Raw genomic sequence first — 15,585 nt, 5'->3', positions numbered from 1 at the left:
TTCTTGAAACTACTCTTTCAGACTGGTTTTGAGCTCTTGAGATGCCTGCTCGATGGCGGTGCGAGGCGCCGGCAGATGGCTGAATGCGTTCGATAGCGCAAAATCGTGAATCATGCCGTTGTAGCGAACCGTCTTCACAGGTACACCTGCAGCGTCGAGCTTGCGGCCGTAAGCTTCAGCTTCATCGCGCAGAACATCGAATTCGGCGGTCTGGATCAGCGTCGGCGGCAAACCCTTCAGCTGCTCGGTCGTAGCCTGCAAAGGTGAAGCGTAAATCTGTTTGCGTGCCTCGGCGTCGCGCGTGTAATTGTCCCAGAACCACACCATCAAATCCTTCGTCAGGAAATAGCCGTTGGCAAACTCCTTGTAGGACTGCGTGTCGAAATTGGCATCTGTCACCGGGCACAGCAACACTTGCGAGCGCAGTGCGGGCTCACCCTTCTCGTTGGCCATCAATGCAACCACGGCGGCAATGTTTCCACCTGCGCTGTTGCCAGCTACGGCGAGGCGCGTGCCGTCTACCTTGATCTCTCTGCCGTGCTCGGCCACCCATTTTGTCGCGGCATAGGCTTGCTCGGTGGCGACGCCGTATCCCGCCTCAGGCGAGAGGCTGTAGTTCACGAATACGGCAACTGTACCCGAGCCTACCACCAGGTCACGCACCAGCCGTTCGTGGGTCGGAAAATCCCCCAACACCCAGCCGCCGCCATGAAAGTACATGAACGCGGGCAGAATTTTCTCTTTGCTGCCGGCCGGGCGCACGATGGTCAGCTTCAGATCGCTGCCGTTGACGCGTATCGTCATCTCGCTGACATCAGCTGCCGGCAAGGCCACTTGGGGGGCAGCCTGGGCACCCGCCAGCGCGGCACGGGCATCGACGGGCGTCATGGAGTCGAGCGTCTGGCCACCTTCAAGCGATTGCAAGAGTTTCGCCGTGTTGTGCTCAACTCCCGGGTATGTGGTTGCGGAGGCAGTACCGGGCGCAAGAGTAACGACCGTAGGAGCGAGAGCAGATGTAAGGGTTTTCATGACATTTCCATTTGTATGGCTAAGTGTTGGGAAACACTCAACTACAGCAGCCCCATGGGCGATAGAGGTTCAGGGCGCGACGTGGGTGTGAAAGATCTTGCTGACGACCGTCCACTTGCCATCGACTTTCAACAGGTGGAAAAAGTCGGTGAAGGAGATGCACGACATGTCGTTGGCGTCAATGCGAGCGCTCGCCGCAGTGCCAACGATCTCGATGCGGACAATGGCTGCCGGTGCGTCAGGGGATGGGCGAAAACGCTTGTCGATACCCTCAAACAGGATCGGAATCGCGCCGCCGGCCAGCTTACCGTCGCCATCTACGCTAAACATCGTTGCTTGATCATTGAAAGCAGGCTTCATGATGCTGCTTTTCGCTTGCTTGCAGCCCTCGATGTACTTGTTCAGTACCTCGGTGATTGCTTGGTATTCTTGTACGTAAGTAGGTTTGCTCATGGTGTACTCCTGCTTCATTGGATTGGATTGAGGATTAGTACCTTCCAGCCGCCTGCTGACGACGCGGACAAATTTAGGCTTTGGTATCAAGCCATACAGAGCCATAACGCGTGTAGGCTTCAGGAATCTCGATGATTTCTTTCAAATCATCTGCTGCAGTGCGTACCCAGAATGGGTCACGCAGCATTTGCCGCCCGACAAACACCAAGTCAGCTCGACCGTTCTGTAGGATTTCTTCGGCTTGACGACCACTCTGGATTACACCCACGGCACCGGTAGCAATATGCAATTCCTTACGCAGCAACTCAGCAGCCGGGACTTGGTAACCTGGAAAGGTCTGAACCTTGATCATCTTGATCCCGCCGGAGCTGCAGTCGATCAGATCGACGCCCTGCTCTTTCATCCAGCGACCGTATTCAAGGAATGACTCAGGCGTATTTCCCCCTTCGGCGTAATCAGAGCTGGAGATCCGAACAAACAAAGGGCGATCGCCCCAATGCGTTTTGACCTCCTCCAGCACTTCGCGCAGGAAGCGATAGCGACGCTGGGCATCACCACCGTATTCGTCGTCGCGGGTATTCGCGAGTGGAGAGAGGAACTCACTCAGCAAATAACCATGTGCGGCATGGATCTCAAGCACATCGAAGCCCGCTTCACTGGCGCGTCGTGCGGCATCACCATAGAGCTTTACCAAACCCGGAATTTCGGCAGCCAAGAGTGCGCGAGGCACAGGGCTGGTATCCGTGAACGGAATCGCCGAAGGTGCGATATGAACAAGGTTGGGCAGATCGGCATTGCGCCCTGCATGGCCGATCTGAGCGCCGGCTTTTGCACCAAAACTGTGAAGCAGTTCAGTCAGCGCTTTCAAGCCGACAACGTGTTCATCGCTCCAAATACCGAGGTCGCCGGCTCCGATACGACCGTCAGCCTGAATAGCCAACGTTTCGGGAAAAATCAGCGCCGCCTGACCCAGAGCACGAGCTCCATAATGAACGCGGTGCCATTCAGTGATAAAGCCATCATCCGCTGCCATGTGCATGCACATAGGGGACATAACGACGCGGTTTTTTAGTTTAAGACCTTTAATTTCGTGCGGCGAAAGCAGCAAGCTCATCAGGCGGATTCCATACTGGTTAATATGGAATCATGCTAACTTACGCACCACTTGCGCGTAAGTACGCACAATTTTGTGCTGTAGGCACACTTTTTATACCATGGTGATAACAGTGAAAAAATGTAACCCTCAGGATGAAATTGAAGCCTTCGCTTGTCCCGTCGCGTTTACTGTCGATGTCATTGGTGGAAAATGGAAATCGCTCATACTGTTTCACCTGATGTCAGGAACGAAGCGGTTTAACGAAGTGCGACGCCTAATACCAGATATCACTCAGAGGATGCTGACACTCCAGCTAAGAGAGCTGGAGGTTGATGGGATTATTCATCGCGAAATCTATCGCGAGGTGCCTCCAAAGGTGGAGTATTCGCTGACAGAATTAGGTAGCTCTCTCGCGCCTTTGGTGAGTGCCATGCGGGAATGGGGAGCGGTGCATGAGCGTAAAATTTTGGAACTCAGGCGCTCTGCGGTGCCGGTAAGTTCGGTCGCCTCCTGTTCCAGCATTTGATCTCGCGCGAGCGTCGGGCCTTAGCGCAGCCTTAGCCTTAATACGCCATGGCGTGATCGGCGACCATCGCAATAAATTCCGCCTTGCCAAGCGATTGCTGGTGGCATCTTGGGCACGATGGGCCTCTGCTGCCCAAGCGATGGCGCCTTAACCCAGCGCACAACATACTCAGGCGTCGCTTTATGTGACCCTAACGCCCCAGCCGAGCGTGCATACCCCGCCAGCCGAACGAGTGGTCTGAGTTTTTAATCCTTGTACTGACGTTACGAAGGCTATGGCCCGCCAGAGTTCCAGCGATGCACTTGATTAAATAAAACACCCGTGTCGAAATCCGGGTGTTCAGCGATGGCCGCAGTTAGTTAACTTAGCTGAATGTCATCAGCGTCCAAGGGCCCTTTTGCATGTAAGTTTAAAAATGCTTGCCTAGCCAGCACTGGACGTGTCAATTCCTTGAGTTTTTCAATGCCGGATTAGAAACAACTGAAAACTATTGTGACCATCCACGATCAGTTTTTGGATGAGTTCCTTGTAGTGGTCTGCTGTATTCAAATCTTGCAGGTCAAAGCTTGCAGACCAATTGATGAACGTCTTGGACTGTCCAGTGAGAGAGGCCAATTTCACCGTGGCAACATAGTTGTCCAGAGGTAACGGAGCCTCCTCGAAGCGGTAGGATAGCGTTGTATTGTGATCATCCACCGATAGCAGACGCTCCCTGACAACTGCGCCATCGGCCAGCGTGAGTCTGCGAATGCAGCCGACCAATCCATCAGGTTGATTGTCCTCAATGCTGCTTTCGACAATCGACGGATGCCATTTATGAATCTCTCCAAATTTTTTCAACACGCTCCAAGCGTGTCCTGTATTGCTGTCCAAGACAGCAGAAAACTCAACCATCGGCATCGTGTACCTCCCTTCAAATGAACTATTTTTGAAAACAGCTAACTCCGGATCAAATACAGCGCTCGGAGGTGATGATGTGGACACCTGGCCTGTGCTCGAGGGCGGACTCGAGGAGCAGCTGGGCGATTCGCGACGCGGGGTTAAGTTGCCACCGAGCGGGTAAAAGTCTTCCTGCCAAGCCGAGCGCAAACACCAGTGCACGCTCGCCGAGCCGCAGCTCATTGCGCTTCCCACTGATGACGCCGGGCCTCACATAGGTGAGTGATTCAAAACCAAGACCTGTAAGAGATGTTTCCAACTCGCCCTTTACCCGGTTGTAGAAAAAGCTCGAGTTTGGGTTCGCTCCGGTGGCCGAATTGAGAACGTATGCGGAGGTGCCATTCATCCTGGCCAAGCGCGCCACACGCAACGGGTACTCGTAATCAACAAGTCGAAAACTGTCTTTCGATCCAGCGCGCCGCATCGTCGTACCCAATGTGCAAATCACGGAATCAGCCCGCCACCAGTCGACTGTCTTCAGTAGATTGTCGAAGTCTGTTAGAGGTGCATGTAACTTGGGATGCACAGCAAGCGCACAGCGAGTCGGTGCAACCACCTGACTGATTCGCGGATCATCGAGCGCCTGTCTCAATACCTCGCTGCCAACAAGACCGGTAGCGCCAACCAATAGCAATTTCATTGCGAGCAACGCCCACGATCAAGCCTGCGAACCGCGTCGGAGACGGGCGTATCACCCTGAGTAAGCTCGATAATGACTCGACTCACCGTGGGCTGTTCGATCAACTCGGCAAGTGTCGCTGCCACGTCATCTCTTGAAACTTCACCGTAAGGAATAGCGACGTCAGCACGGATTTTGCCAGTGCCGGTGTCATCCAGAAGCGTTCCTGGGCGCACTATCACCCAATCCAAACCTGTCCCAACCAAGTGAGCATCAGCTCGTTTTTTCACGGCAATGTAATTTTCGAAACCTTCGGATATCGGGCTACCACGGAGTGCATCGGGGAAGGCAGAGACCAGAATGAAACGCCGGACGCCTGCTTGAATGGTTGCGGCCACTGCCAACTCTAATCCCCGCCCATCAATCGCTTTGGTCAGATCCACACCTGCGCCGCCTGCCCCTGCCGTGAAGATCACGGCATCACTTCCCGACATAAGTCGCGCCAATTGCCCAGGATCAACCTCAAGCAAATTGCCTTTAACAGGCGTCGCGCCCAGAGCCGCAAGCTCACTTCCTTGCTCCGGGTTCCGATGGAGTCCGATCGCTTCGTGACCTCGTCCAACTAGCTGTTTAACCAATCGCCGCCCGACTTTGCCAGCTGCACCGATGATGAAAACCTTACTCATGATCGCTTCTCCATTTGACGATGAACGAGCTCCGATCCCGGCATTGATTCAACCGAGATCGATGAACGATTAACCTTCGAATTGGTGATAAACCTTGGCGATTACTTTCCAGGTGCCGTCGATTTTGATCAGAGTCAGGTAGTCGTTGTAGTCGGCACCGATCGCATCCTTTTCCATATCGACACGCACCACGGCGGTCGTGGGGGTGATCGCCAGTATGTCGAGCCGAGTGGTAATTTCTGGGGCGCTGCCGTTCTTCTGAACGAAATCAAAAAGATTTTTGATCGAGCCACCAAGCAGCTCACCGTTTGTAAAACCGTACATCACAGCGTCTTTATGGAACGCTTGCGCAACGCTTTCTGCACTGCCCACACGCAGACCTTCAACGTATTGATTCGCGGTGGCGATGACAGCGTTGTACTCGGAAGTCGGTACAGCCTTGATGTTCTTTGACATGGTTCTGTCCTTTCATTAAGGGCGAGGTACAACACACCTCGCCAGAGGCGATCGAGGGATCACGCGGTCGGGTGGGTGTGGTAAATCTTGCTGACGATCGTCCACTTGCCTTCTACCTTCAGCAGATTGAAGAAGTCGGTGAAACGAAATCCCGATACGTTGTCGGTATCGACGCGAGCACTGGCGGCAGTGCCCACGATGTCGATGCGAACGATCGCGGCTTTGGCTTCGGGAGATGGGCGGAAAGAGTTGTCGATGACGTCGTACAGACTCTGGATCGCGCCGCCGACGAGCTTGTCGCCGTCGACGCCAAACATGGTTGCTTGCTCGTTGAACGCGGGCTTCATCAAAGTGCTGTCAGCCTTGGCACCACCTTCGTTGTACTGACTCAGAACAGCAACGATCGCGTCGTATTCCTGGACGTAAGTTGGATTGCTCATGATGTACTCCTGGTTGCATGTTGCCGGTGACCTTTTGGTCAATCGGACACGGGAAACTCAAACGACAATTACCAATCCTGGCGAGTCGGCGAGATGATCAGATCGTTGACGGTGACATTTTCCGGTTGGTTGAGCGCGTAAATCACAGCGCGGGCGATATCGTCAGGCGCAATGGCAATCCGGTTCAGCTCTTGGGCAGCCTTACGCCCTTCAGGATCGCTGACCTTGTCCGCCCAGCCGGTATTGATCACGCCAGGGCTGACGGTGTTGACGCGGATGCCATGCTGCACGCCCAATTCCTTTCGCATGGATTCGGTCATGGCCTGGACGAAGAATTTGGTAGCGCTGTAAACACCCGCCGCCGGCCCAACCTGGTGTCCTGCAACGGAGTCCATGTTGAGAATCTGCCCGGATTTTTGTTCAAGCATGAATGGCAATACAGCCGCAATAGTGTTGAGGTAGCCCTTGATGTTCACATCGATCATCTTTTCCCAATCCTGCACGGCCAGATCGACCCAGTTGGAAAAGAGCATCAGGCCGGCGTTGTTGACCAAGATGTCCACGGCGCCGTAGGTGTCTTGTGCAAACTTCGCCAACGCTTTGGTTTGATCCAGATGGGTAACGTCTGTGGTGAAAGCGACTACGTCGCTCCCTGCCTCACGCAGCTCGGCAACAAACGCTTCCAACCCGTTCTGATCGAGTGCTGCTGCCACGACGCGAACGCCCTGTGCGGCCAATGCGCGGGTGGTGGCAGCACCAATGCCGGAAGACGCGCCAGTGACAATGGCAACCTTGTTTTGCAGATAATTCATATTTAAGTACCTCTTGTGCGGCGAAATGCTTTCGCGACGGAGCCTCCCCGCGCCGAACTGACGCAAAGGGAACCTCTAATTACTTGGAGTTGGCCGTTGGCCAATCGATGTAGCCCTTGGCGCCTCCGCCGTAGTAACTCTCGCGCGGAGCGATGGTCAGCTCGACACCGCGACGCAGGCGCTCTACCAGGTCGGGGTTAGCAATGAACAAACGACCAAACGCCACGGCATCAATCCGCCCTTGCGCCCTGCGCTCCAGCGCCATTTCCAGGTCATAGTTGTTGTTGCCAATGTACGGCCCTTCGAACTGTGCACTCAGCGCGTCCAGATCCACCCCCTCGGGAACGGTTCGAGAGGTGGCGGTGGCGCCTTCAACGAAATGCAGATAGGCCAAGTTGAATCTGTTCAGCTGCTGAATGAGGTGACCGTAGGTCGCCATGACGTTGCTGTCTGGAGGCGTGTTACCTGCATCAGGGGTTACTGGTGAAAGGCGGATACCGACCCGGTCACTGCCCCAAATCGCTACCACGGCTTCGGTGACTTCAAGTGTCAATCGTGTCCGGTTCTCGATGGAGCCGCCGTACTGGTCAGTCCGCTGGTTGGTGGAATCACGCAGGAACTGGTCGAGCAGATAGCTGTTGGCAGAATGGACTTCCACACCGTCGAAACCGGCTCGCTTGGCATTTTCTGCCGCATGCCTGTACTGCTCGATGATCCCCGGGATCTCTGAAGTCTCAAGCGCCCGAGGCATGGACACTTCGACCATGCCATTGTTGGTGTAGGTGGTACCTTCGGCCTTGATTGCCGAGGGTGCCACCGGCGCTTCGCCGTTTGGCTGCAACTCAACGCTGGAGAAGCGACCTACGTGCCATAGTTGACTGACGATCTTGCCGCCTGCAGCGTGTACCGCGTCAGTGACTTTCTTCCAGCCGGCTACCTGTTCTTCCGACCAGATCCCCGGCGTCATCGCATAACCGCGCCCCTGGGCAGAAATGTTCGTGGCCTCGGCGATGATCAATCCTGCGCCTGCTCGCTGGGCGTAATAGGTGGCGTGCAGTTCATTCGGCACCCCATCTTCTGCCATCCGGCTGCGTGTCACTGGAGCCATGACAATACGGTTGGCCAGTTGCAAGGCGCCCATTTGCGTAGGCGAAAAAAGGTCGGTGTTATGACTGTTATCAATCATGCTAAATACCTCAAATAATAGACCGGTCGTCTAGTAGACTAATCAAAAAAAACGCCCCTAGCTCAGCAGGCGTTTACTTGTGATCAGCGCGGTTTCAAAGGGGGCCGTGGTCTTCTTGACCTTGACCAACAGCGAGGCACCAAGCCATAGCTGATACAGCGATTCGGCTAACGTAGCCGCGTCCTGGCCCTGCGAAATGGAACCATCGGCCATGCCCTGCTCGACGCAACGCATGATCCGCTGAATGATCAGCGCGGTGCCTTCCTCCAGCACCGTTCGCATGTCTTCCGACAAGTCGCAAACTTCAGCGCCCAGCTTCACCACCAGGCATTTCTCCTCGGGATGATCGAACGCTTGTGTCTTTGCCCAGTAGTGCAGATAGCCCAGCAGCCGCTCGGCTCCGGTTCCCTCTGCGGCCATCACGATATCGACGCGCCCGATGTACTCCTGAAAATATTCTTCGAGCAGCGCCTGGCCGAATTCCTCTTTCGAGCGGAAGTAATGATAGAACGACCCTTTTGGTACGCCTGCGGTTGTCAGCACTTCTGACAACCCCACGGCGGTGTAACCCTTGTTGGTCATCAGCGACTTGGCCACATCGATGATGTGCTGTCGCATGTCTTGCATAGGTTTCTTCATAGGGAAGGCAGCCTACACAAAACTAGACCGGTCGTCTAGTAACTCTCACCCACACCCGATGAACAGGCTTAGCCTTCGTATTTCCTTGTCGTGGATTGCTACGCTTTTTGCGCGACCTGATTGACTTGTGAAGGCTCAAGGGCCGCCCTCTCCCACTTGGCGATAACTAACGGTGCAATGGCATTACCCAGCACGTTCAGCGTGGTGGTTCCGCTATCGATAATCCTGAAGATCCCCGCGATAAGTGCGACCCCTTCCAATGGAAGGCCGGCAGAAGCCAACGTCGCAGATAAGATAATGATGGCGAATCCAGGCACCCCAGCAGCACCTTTGGAAGTCAGCACCATTGTGACCACCAGCAAGATCTGCTGAGACAACGACAGATCAATTCCATAAAGCTGAGCGACAAAAATCGTCGCAACGCCCAGGAAAATCGATGCACCATCCAGATTGAATGCATACCCCACCGGCACCACAAAACTGACGATACGACGCGGTACACCGTAGCTCTCCAACCGCGTCATTAATTGCGGCATGACGGCGGCTGAGGCGGCACTCGAAAATGCCAGGATCAACTCATTGCGAAAGTAGCGGATCAACTTGAAGATATTTTCACCAATCAAGTAGCAAATACCGCCGAGTATCACCAACGCGAAAACAATCAGCGCCAGGTAGACCACCCCGATCAACTTGAGCAACGGCAACAACGAGGCGAAACCAAACGTCGCCACGGTCGCGCCGATCATCCCAAACACACCGATCGGCGCGTAAGCCATTACGATTGAGACGACCTTGAACATCGCATCGGAAAGGCTCTGAACCAGTGCAATGAACGGTGCGCTTTTGTCCTTCGGCAGAGTGTTCAATGCCATGCCTAACAGCACGGCGAAAAACAGCACGGACAGCAACTTCGCTTCTGACATAGCAACCAACACATTGTCAGGAACGATGTTCTGCAAGATGACCAGTGCGCCTTTGGACGGCTCCAGAGTGATCGCTGCGGTACCGTGCGAGATACCGGAAATGTCGGTGCCCGTGCCCGGCTCGAAAACGTTGGCGAAACACAAGCCGATGACAATGGCCAAGGCCGTAATCGCAAAAAAGTAACCCAGCGATTTTATTCCCATACGGCCAAACGACTTGTTATCGCCACCGCCTGCAATGCCCAGGATCATGCAACAGAACACGATCGGTACAACCACCATCTTCATCATCTTGATAAAGATGTCACCGAGCGGTTTGAGGATCTCCGCACTCACCCATGTCTGATAGTGCGGATGCGTATTGAAGTACCAACCTACAAGCACGCCAAGCAACAGCCCGGCAACGATTTGCCACACCAAGGGAATACGTTTCATGTCTAGCCTTCTTGTTGGAATGAAAGGTCTGCGTCTATTCGCAGCTGCTAGAGTCATGAGCTTCCAGCTCACTTGAAATCAAATGGCACAACGCGGTTGTGCCATGGGTGTTGTTACTTGGCGAAGAGCTGGCTCATATCCTTGAAAGCCTTGAACTCAAGAGCGTTGCCGCACGGATCAAAGAGAAACATGGTGGCTTGCTCGCCCACTTGGCCTTTGAATCGAATGTACGGTTCAATCACGAATTCGGTACCAAACGACTTCAGACGCTCGGCCAGTGCCTCCCACTGTTCCCAACCTAAAATGATGCCGAAGTGCGGAACAGGGACATCGTGCCCGTCTACAGGGTTGCTATGGACGCTTTCCTGGGAAGCGGTTTTTGGATGTTCGTGAATCACCAGTTGGTGACCATAAAAATCGAAATCGACCCATTGCGTGCTGGAACGCCCTTCTTCAAGACCAAAGACCTCACCGTAAAAGGTGCGCGCCGCAGCCAAGTTGTAAACAGGGATTGCGAGGTGGAATGGCGAGAGGCTCATCAGAACTCCAAATATTTTTTGTTGGTTGGCGAACATTTCCACCGTCATTGGCTCTCTGGATTCAGCCGTTGCCGGGGATGGGGAACATCGTAGGACGGAAAATAAAACATAAAAATCAATATATATTTCTTAGAAACACAATTAATATTTGTGAATGATTAAAGAATTGAAAACACTCATTGCTGTGGCGCGGGAAGGCACATTCGCCGCTGCCGGCAACAAGATCGGCCTGACTCAGGCCGCCGTAAGCGCGCAAATCCAGCGCCTGGAAACCGAGCTCGGGTTTGAAATTTTCGATAGGAAAGGACGCTCAGCCCATCTCAACAAAATGGGTCATCAGATACTTCTGCAGGCGCAGGAGCTGCTCAGGCTTTACGACAATCTTGGCTCCACTACGCTGGGCGAACCTCCCAGCGTGCTGGTCAACATTGGTGCGATCGCATCCGTTCAGCGTTCCTATTTGCCTGATGCCCTGGCGAAGTTTCACCAACAGTGTCCGCAGTGCCGCACACGCGTCATTCCAGGGCTTTCAATGGAGATGGTGAACCTCGTAGACGCGGGCGAAATCGACATGGCCGTCATCATTCGCCCGCCCTTCTCCCTTCAAAGTGACCTGCGCTGGACGACGTTGGCGCTAGAGCCCTACCGACTGATCGTGCCGCGCGAGCTCGAAGGAGAAGACTGGTCGAAACTGCTAGCCAGCCAGCCATTCATTCGCTATGACCGATCATCCTTCGGCGGCAGGCAGGTCGATCGTTTCCTACGGCAGATGCATTTCACCTTGCAGGAAGTTTGCGAACTGGATGAATTGGAGGCCATCATCAAGCTGGTTGAAAAAGGTGTAGGCATAGCGCTGGTGCCACAGACAGAACCCCATCAGGAATGGCCCGCAGGTGTACGAGCGATCGATTTAGGACAACACACCTTTCACCGAGATATCGGGCTGGTACATCGGTCTCGACAGAGTTTTACGGAGCCTGTGCGAATTTTGGCTCAGCTTATAAGTGATCAGGTAATAGCCGTTTCCAAATAACAGCCTCCAAGCAAAAAGGGCCCTTTACGGCCCTTTGTGCTCAAATCAGAATCACTTGCTAAGCCAAGACTCTACAGTCGCTGAGCCGTGTTCACTTTTCCACTCTTTCAAACCTTTGTGATTGCCGCCTTTCGTTTCGATAATCTCGCCGGTGTGCGGGTTCTTGTAGACTTTCACTTGGCGGGCTTTGCGCGTGCCGGCTTTTGGCGCGGCTACAGGAGCACGTCGACCGGCTTGCGGATCAAGCAGATTGACCACATCTTTTAAGCTGTAGCCGTATTTTGCGAGCAAATCACGCAGCTTAGTTTCGAATTCAATTTCTTTCTTGAGACCGACGTCACCCTTCAAGGCTTCAAGCGCTTGGAGCTGTACGGCAAGATGTTTTTCAAGCTGGCGGAATTCTGCGAGTTTGGACATGGGAGCTTCCTAAGCAATTGGTACTGTCAAGTCACAATAGAATAGACACTTGAATGAAGCAGAAGTATCAATGTTTAGATTCTATAAACTGCTCGGGTACAGAACGTCGGAAAGCGCTGAGTTACCGGCGCAAGCGGAGCGCGCAGGCTGGCACAGCCGAAGGCGTGAAGGATGGACGCCCGCAGGGCCGAGATACGGCGGGACGCGGGAGCTCGGTTCGCCACAGCCTGCCCGCGCACAGCGGCTCGCCAACTGAAGTAAGTCAGTCAGATCTTGCGGCCCGACTCAGTAGCGCTAGAGAAGCCACCAACCCCACATCGGTAAACTCCCAAATTCTCCCACCAGGATAAGCAATCAAAATGTGGACTGTATCGTAATGATAAATTGCGACTGCTGCTTTGCCAGCTCAGCGATACCTCCATTGCAGTGCGCCAGAGTAGTAGAGCACTGATCACAAGGTAGTCAGGCGATTAAGCTGCTCAACCGAAGGAAATCCCAGTGTCCGATAGCGACGTGGATAGCCCGCTTCTGTAGCCAGCAGATCGCCAAGCTCGGATTCAAGTTCACTCCAGGAGACGGTTTTGACTGTCGCTTCCCCACCCTCAACAGGTTCAACCAACGCGACGCGATCTGTCTTGGGCAACAGCGTCAGCACACCTTTTGTCCAGGCGCTCATCGATACCGTCTGGTTTGGTTGGTCAGCCATTTGGAAGAGGTTGTAGGAGGCGACGAAGATGTCGATGCCCTTTTCCAGATTGAGCTTGTCGAGCAACTCTTTCTGATTGGCATAATTACTCTGCAGCAGCAAATGCTCCAGTGTAACCAACCGACTGCTGACCCCTTCATCATCACAGTTAAACGGTATGATATCGCGACCTTCGTAGGTGTAAATATCGGTAGAGACAGCACGCCCCCTTTCAAGAGCCTGGAAAGCAAGCTCTACCATCTGACGAATTCCCTGTTCGTCCTTGTCTCCAGTGACCATCAGGACGTCTCGACTGGGCACCATGAACACTGGCCGACCTTTAACTGGCACGCGCTGAAGGACATCTGGCAACAACACCCTGCTGGTGTCGTACCCATCCGCCCACTCCCCAGAGTATAGGCCTGGAATAATCTCCCCGAAGGCTTCGTTTGTCGTATCACGCAGGTTCTCGATGGAGATCTTTACCGCCTCTTCCATCGTCACACCCCAATGTGCTTCGGGGCCATTGGTAAGGGTGGCAGTGGACTCGGGCGAATCGACAGCAAGCAGAATAACGCAGTCTCGGCCCAAAGGCTGTGAAACATAATCGTACTGCTTGTCGCCATTTTTACGGGCGTGCTCCAGTCGAATTTCTTCAAGCATGGCAAGGTTGCGAATCACCGGACGCAGCTGTGCTTTGACATTATCAAACACTGTCTCGGTTTTTCTACCCGCCTCTAACAGCGTCGATACGTATCCGGTCAGAACGGCGGATTTCTGTGCTTTGTCTGCATTTTGATAGTCGCGAAAGGCATTATGGAGATTGAAGTACGATCCATCCCCATGGCGGATGCGGAACTCGTTCTTCTCAAAATTCAGATTCTCGCTGAAGCCAGCTTTACGAGTCGAATCCATAAATTTTTTGGCAAATGCTTCATCAGTTAGCGGTCGATTGAAGAATTTGTCGAGCAGGGAAAAAAGCATGTACAGAATCCTTTTTGTCAGCAGGCAATTGTAAACAGCGGGAATTGGGCAGGCTTAAACTTGTTCAGAGCTTGGGACGGCTGCTCTCCATATCGACAGCTATCAGACGAAATTGAGGTTACGTAGCGGAAAAGGAGCAGTGCCAATCATGTGCCTGATTGTAGTGGATGTGTGGATACCGATTGTAAGAGTCAAGGCATCATGACTGAGGGTTTCGACGCGTGCTACCTAGGAAATTGAATGGGTGACGTCGCCAAACGGTTACTCGAAGGTGTGTTAACCATACGCTTACTCAGTAGCGCCACCATCGTGCGGAGAACACAACGTGCAAAGCAACTGCCCTCCTACAAGGCGGCAAAAAGCTCCAGACCTCTCACAAGCTTTGTTAACTATTCAGCCGGACTTTGGATGCGACGAAGCTCACTCCACGTAACGGAGCCAAAGATGCGTCCGACCGGAGATCGCCTGCGCAACTTTGGAAACACGTCCCTGTAGGTTTTCATCGCTAGTGTTATAGAGCGCACAGAAGTCTTTGGCTACGACGTTAGCAAGTGATGTATCAGGCTGTTCAGCACGAATGAAGCCGATGTAAGAAGCACCTACGCCCATCAACTCATAGCCATGCGCTTCTGAAAAATGACGCGCAACGGCAAAGTTTTTCGCGGGATCCAGATCCGAAGTGAAATAGCCATTCGGAAAAGCCGCGAGTGCCTGGCAGGACTGCTGAACGGGTACTAGGAGCGCTGAAAGAGGCTGCTCTAGAAGAGAGATAGGGTTGTTCTGGTAACCGATCCACTCCTGGAGGGCCTGCTGATCTAGCGTCAAACCATGAGTACAAGCATCCTCGAAAGACGTGGCTGCAACCAGGGTCATGAAATTGCGAAGACAGATTGCGAACTCCTCTTTCGTAGTCGGATAGCCTATGTATTCACCATTCTCAAAGCACTCTGGAGGCAAGCCCGCTATGTCCTGCTCCGATGCATCGTCCATCCCTAAATTATTGCGCACATGTCCCGAGGTGTAGCGGGCTTGGTGCAGATCATCGAGCGAGAACAGAGGTTTAAAGCCTGGATGCGCCTCAGCAATCTTACGACGAGCTTCGGTCAGATCGTCAAAGCTGGTAATCCCGCTCACGCCGTACTCATCGCATGTACCTACAGACGGATTATCACGCTTGCCGTTACCGCGAAATTCGATATCCATAAACCGTGGCCTGCTCCATTTTGGTACTGAATTGAGTGAGTAATCCTAAGCGTTTCAGGATCATCATTGAAGGTCTGCCGCCAAGCGACAATAAGTCTTCCTGCCACCACATAGCAGCGCGCTACGCTAACTTTGACGTTCGCACTTCGAGGTAATGTTGATGTCCGAAACTGGCCTACCATGCAATTTCTAATCGACTCAGGGAAGAAACTGATGACTACAGATCCGTTATGTCTAGTCTTTGTGCCGGCTCTGGCGGCAGTGCTGCAAGCCGCCGAAGATAAAAAGGGCCAGCCGCTTACCGAGATTGAGGTGTGTGAAATCCGAGACAGATCCACCTGCATCGCTTTGCCTTTTAGCGCAGCCTTGGCAATGGAAGAAGATCGTGGTTATCCAGACATCGTCGCGGAGGACTGCTGGAATGAATGGCAACGTCTACGCTCCCAGTGATTTTCGCCTGTACCAAAACAATGCAGCCCTTCTGT

The 15,585-nt window shown here is 53.5% G+C and carries 19 protein-coding genes; 3 read left to right on the top strand and 16 right to left on the bottom strand.

The genetic code is table 11. The features are described 5' to 3' along the window. Positions 1–9 precede the first annotated feature (9 nt). From GDV60_RS13325 to namA, 3 genes are all read right to left on the bottom strand, one after another. On the bottom strand, positions 10–1,029 hold the full coding sequence (locus tag GDV60_RS13325) for an alpha/beta hydrolase (protein ID WP_159907575.1): 1,020 nt from the start codon (positions 1,027–1,029) through the stop codon (positions 10–12). Positions 1,030–1,098: 69 nt separating this feature from the next. After that, complete coding sequence (locus GDV60_RS13320) at positions 1,099–1,482, bottom strand: nuclear transport factor 2 family protein (protein ID WP_159907572.1); 384 nt, start codon at positions 1,480–1,482, stop codon at positions 1,099–1,101. A gap of 73 nt (positions 1,483–1,555) precedes the next feature. Further along, positions 1,556–2,596, bottom strand: a complete 1,041-nt coding sequence (gene namA, locus GDV60_RS13315; RefSeq protein WP_159907569.1) for an NADPH dehydrogenase NamA — start codon at positions 2,594–2,596, stop codon at positions 1,556–1,558. A gap of 112 nt (positions 2,597–2,708) precedes the next feature. Between namA and GDV60_RS13310 the strand changes: the two genes are divergently transcribed. Then, the gene (locus GDV60_RS13310; RefSeq protein ID WP_159907566.1) at positions 2,709–3,104 is read left to right on the top strand and encodes a helix-turn-helix domain-containing protein; all 396 of its coding nucleotides are present in this window, start codon (positions 2,709–2,711) and stop codon (positions 3,102–3,104) included. Positions 3,105–3,563: 459 nt separating this feature from the next. On the opposite strand, the gene GDV60_RS13305 is transcribed toward GDV60_RS13310, so the two are convergent. The 10 genes from GDV60_RS13305 to GDV60_RS13260 all read right to left on the bottom strand — a co-directional run bounded on the left by GDV60_RS13305 (position 3,564) and on the right by GDV60_RS13260 (position 10,778). Further along, positions 3,564–4,004: an SRPBCC family protein gene (locus tag GDV60_RS13305; protein ID WP_159907564.1), complete on the bottom strand. Its 441-nt coding sequence runs from the start codon at positions 4,002–4,004 to the stop codon at positions 3,564–3,566. 49 nt (positions 4,005–4,053) lie between these two features. Then, positions 4,054–4,683, bottom strand: coding sequence for an NAD-dependent epimerase/dehydratase family protein (locus GDV60_RS13300; protein ID WP_159907563.1), 630 nt, complete (start codon positions 4,681–4,683; stop codon positions 4,054–4,056). Continuing rightward, positions 4,680–5,348 carry an NAD(P)-binding oxidoreductase gene (locus GDV60_RS13295; protein WP_159907561.1) on the bottom strand — a complete coding sequence of 223 codons (669 nt, stop codon included), beginning with the start codon at positions 5,346–5,348 and terminating at the stop codon, positions 4,680–4,682. The genes GDV60_RS13300 and GDV60_RS13295 overlap by 4 nt, the downstream gene beginning before the upstream one ends. A gap of 69 nt (positions 5,349–5,417) precedes the next feature. After that, entirely contained in the window at positions 5,418–5,804 is a 387-nt protein-coding gene (locus GDV60_RS13290; RefSeq protein ID WP_159907559.1) for a nuclear transport factor 2 family protein, read from the bottom strand. Positions 5,805–5,863: 59 nt separating this feature from the next. Next, entirely contained in the window at positions 5,864–6,244 is a 381-nt protein-coding gene (locus tag GDV60_RS13285) for a nuclear transport factor 2 family protein (RefSeq protein WP_159907557.1), read from the bottom strand. A gap of 68 nt (positions 6,245–6,312) precedes the next feature. Further along, positions 6,313–7,056, bottom strand: a complete 744-nt coding sequence (locus GDV60_RS13280) for an SDR family oxidoreductase (protein WP_159907555.1) — start codon at positions 7,054–7,056, stop codon at positions 6,313–6,315. A 79-nt stretch (positions 7,057–7,135) separates the two neighbouring features. Then, the gene (locus GDV60_RS13275) at positions 7,136–8,242 is read right to left on the bottom strand and encodes an alkene reductase (RefSeq protein WP_159907553.1); all 1,107 of its coding nucleotides are present in this window, start codon (positions 8,240–8,242) and stop codon (positions 7,136–7,138) included. Between the two features lie 57 nt (positions 8,243–8,299). Continuing rightward, positions 8,300–8,881: a TetR/AcrR family transcriptional regulator gene (locus GDV60_RS13270; protein WP_159907551.1), complete on the bottom strand. Its 582-nt coding sequence runs from the start codon at positions 8,879–8,881 to the stop codon at positions 8,300–8,302. Between the two features lie 98 nt (positions 8,882–8,979). Next, positions 8,980–10,239 carry a cation:dicarboxylate symporter family transporter gene (locus GDV60_RS13265; RefSeq protein WP_159907549.1) on the bottom strand — a complete coding sequence of 420 codons (1,260 nt, stop codon included), beginning with the start codon at positions 10,237–10,239 and terminating at the stop codon, positions 8,980–8,982. A gap of 113 nt (positions 10,240–10,352) precedes the next feature. Further along, entirely contained in the window at positions 10,353–10,778 is a 426-nt protein-coding gene (locus tag GDV60_RS13260; protein ID WP_159909225.1) for a VOC family protein, read from the bottom strand. Between the two features lie 154 nt (positions 10,779–10,932). Here GDV60_RS13260 and GDV60_RS13255 point away from each other — a divergent pair, with 154 nt between their 5' ends. Continuing rightward, entirely contained in the window at positions 10,933–11,811 is an 879-nt protein-coding gene (locus tag GDV60_RS13255) for a LysR substrate-binding domain-containing protein (protein WP_159907546.1), read from the top strand. A 51-nt stretch (positions 11,812–11,862) separates the two neighbouring features. Here GDV60_RS13255 and GDV60_RS13250 read toward each other — a convergent pair whose 3' ends face one another. From GDV60_RS13250 to GDV60_RS13240, 3 genes are all read right to left on the bottom strand, one after another. After that, positions 11,863–12,228, bottom strand: a complete 366-nt coding sequence (locus tag GDV60_RS13250; RefSeq protein WP_159907544.1) for a histone-like nucleoid-structuring protein, MvaT/MvaU family — start codon at positions 12,226–12,228, stop codon at positions 11,863–11,865. A 451-nt stretch (positions 12,229–12,679) separates the two neighbouring features. Then, positions 12,680–13,897, bottom strand: a complete 1,218-nt coding sequence (locus GDV60_RS13245; protein WP_159907542.1) for a DUF1444 family protein — start codon at positions 13,895–13,897, stop codon at positions 12,680–12,682. A gap of 420 nt (positions 13,898–14,317) precedes the next feature. After that, a complete protein-coding gene (locus GDV60_RS13240; RefSeq protein WP_159907539.1) occupies positions 14,318–15,100 on the bottom strand; it encodes a DUF4253 domain-containing protein in 783 nt (260 codons plus the stop codon). Positions 15,101–15,313: 213 nt separating this feature from the next. Here GDV60_RS13240 and GDV60_RS13235 point away from each other — a divergent pair, with 213 nt between their 5' ends. Continuing rightward, positions 15,314–15,550, top strand: a complete 237-nt coding sequence (locus GDV60_RS13235; RefSeq protein WP_094774137.1) for a hypothetical protein — start codon at positions 15,314–15,316, stop codon at positions 15,548–15,550. The last annotated feature ends 35 nt before the right edge of the window (positions 15,551–15,585 follow it).

Source organism: Pseudomonas sp. DTU12.1, assembly GCF_009873475.1.
In the GTDB taxonomy this organism is placed as follows: Bacteria; Pseudomonadota; Gammaproteobacteria; order Pseudomonadales; family Pseudomonadaceae; genus Aquipseudomonas; species Aquipseudomonas proteolytica.
The sequence above is the reverse complement of the archived record's forward strand: the minus strand, read 5'-3'. Positions and strand labels throughout refer to the sequence as shown.

What these genes read in the sequence shown, in the direction of transcription:
- GDV60_RS13290 (WP_159907559.1), bottom strand. Translation starts at nt 5,804, where the DNA reads ATGTCAAAGAACATCAAGGCTGTACCGACTTCCGAGTACAACGCTGTC.
- GDV60_RS13240 (WP_159907539.1), bottom strand. Translation starts at nt 15,100, where the DNA reads ATGGATATCGAATTTCGCGGTAACGGCAAGCGTGATAATCCGTCTGTA.
- GDV60_RS13250 (WP_159907544.1), bottom strand. Translation starts at nt 12,228, where the DNA reads ATGTCCAAACTCGCAGAATTCCGCCAGCTTGAAAAACATCTTGCCGTA.
- GDV60_RS13285 (WP_159907557.1), bottom strand. Translation starts at nt 6,244, where the DNA reads ATGAGCAATCCAACTTACGTCCAGGAATACGACGCGATCGTTGCTGTT.
- namA (WP_159907569.1), bottom strand. Translation starts at nt 2,596, where the DNA reads ATGAGCTTGCTGCTTTCGCCGCACGAAATTAAAGGTCTTAAACTAAAA.
- GDV60_RS13270 (WP_159907551.1), bottom strand. Translation starts at nt 8,881, where the DNA reads ATGAAGAAACCTATGCAAGACATGCGACAGCACATCATCGATGTGGCC.
- GDV60_RS13235 (WP_094774137.1), top strand. Translation starts at nt 15,314, where the DNA reads ATGACTACAGATCCGTTATGTCTAGTCTTTGTGCCGGCTCTGGCGGCA.
- GDV60_RS13275 (WP_159907553.1), bottom strand. Translation starts at nt 8,242, where the DNA reads ATGATTGATAACAGTCATAACACCGACCTTTTTTCGCCTACGCAAATG.
- GDV60_RS13260 (WP_159909225.1), bottom strand. Translation starts at nt 10,778, where the DNA reads ATGAGCCTCTCGCCATTCCACCTCGCAATCCCTGTTTACAACTTGGCT.
- GDV60_RS13265 (WP_159907549.1), bottom strand. Translation starts at nt 10,239, where the DNA reads ATGAAACGTATTCCCTTGGTGTGGCAAATCGTTGCCGGGCTGTTGCTT.
- GDV60_RS13305 (WP_159907564.1), bottom strand. Translation starts at nt 4,004, where the DNA reads ATGCCGATGGTTGAGTTTTCTGCTGTCTTGGACAGCAATACAGGACAC.
- GDV60_RS13325 (WP_159907575.1), bottom strand. Translation starts at nt 1,029, where the DNA reads ATGAAAACCCTTACATCTGCTCTCGCTCCTACGGTCGTTACTCTTGCG.
- GDV60_RS13255 (WP_159907546.1), top strand. Translation starts at nt 10,933, where the DNA reads ATGATTAAAGAATTGAAAACACTCATTGCTGTGGCGCGGGAAGGCACA.
- GDV60_RS13245 (WP_159907542.1), bottom strand. Translation starts at nt 13,897, where the DNA reads ATGCTTTTTTCCCTGCTCGACAAATTCTTCAATCGACCGCTAACTGAT.
- GDV60_RS13320 (WP_159907572.1), bottom strand. Translation starts at nt 1,482, where the DNA reads ATGAGCAAACCTACTTACGTACAAGAATACCAAGCAATCACCGAGGTA.
- GDV60_RS13280 (WP_159907555.1), bottom strand. Translation starts at nt 7,056, where the DNA reads ATGAATTATCTGCAAAACAAGGTTGCCATTGTCACTGGCGCGTCTTCC.
- GDV60_RS13300 (WP_159907563.1), bottom strand. Translation starts at nt 4,683, where the DNA reads ATGAAATTGCTATTGGTTGGCGCTACCGGTCTTGTTGGCAGCGAGGTA.
- GDV60_RS13295 (WP_159907561.1), bottom strand. Translation starts at nt 5,348, where the DNA reads ATGAGTAAGGTTTTCATCATCGGTGCAGCTGGCAAAGTCGGGCGGCGA.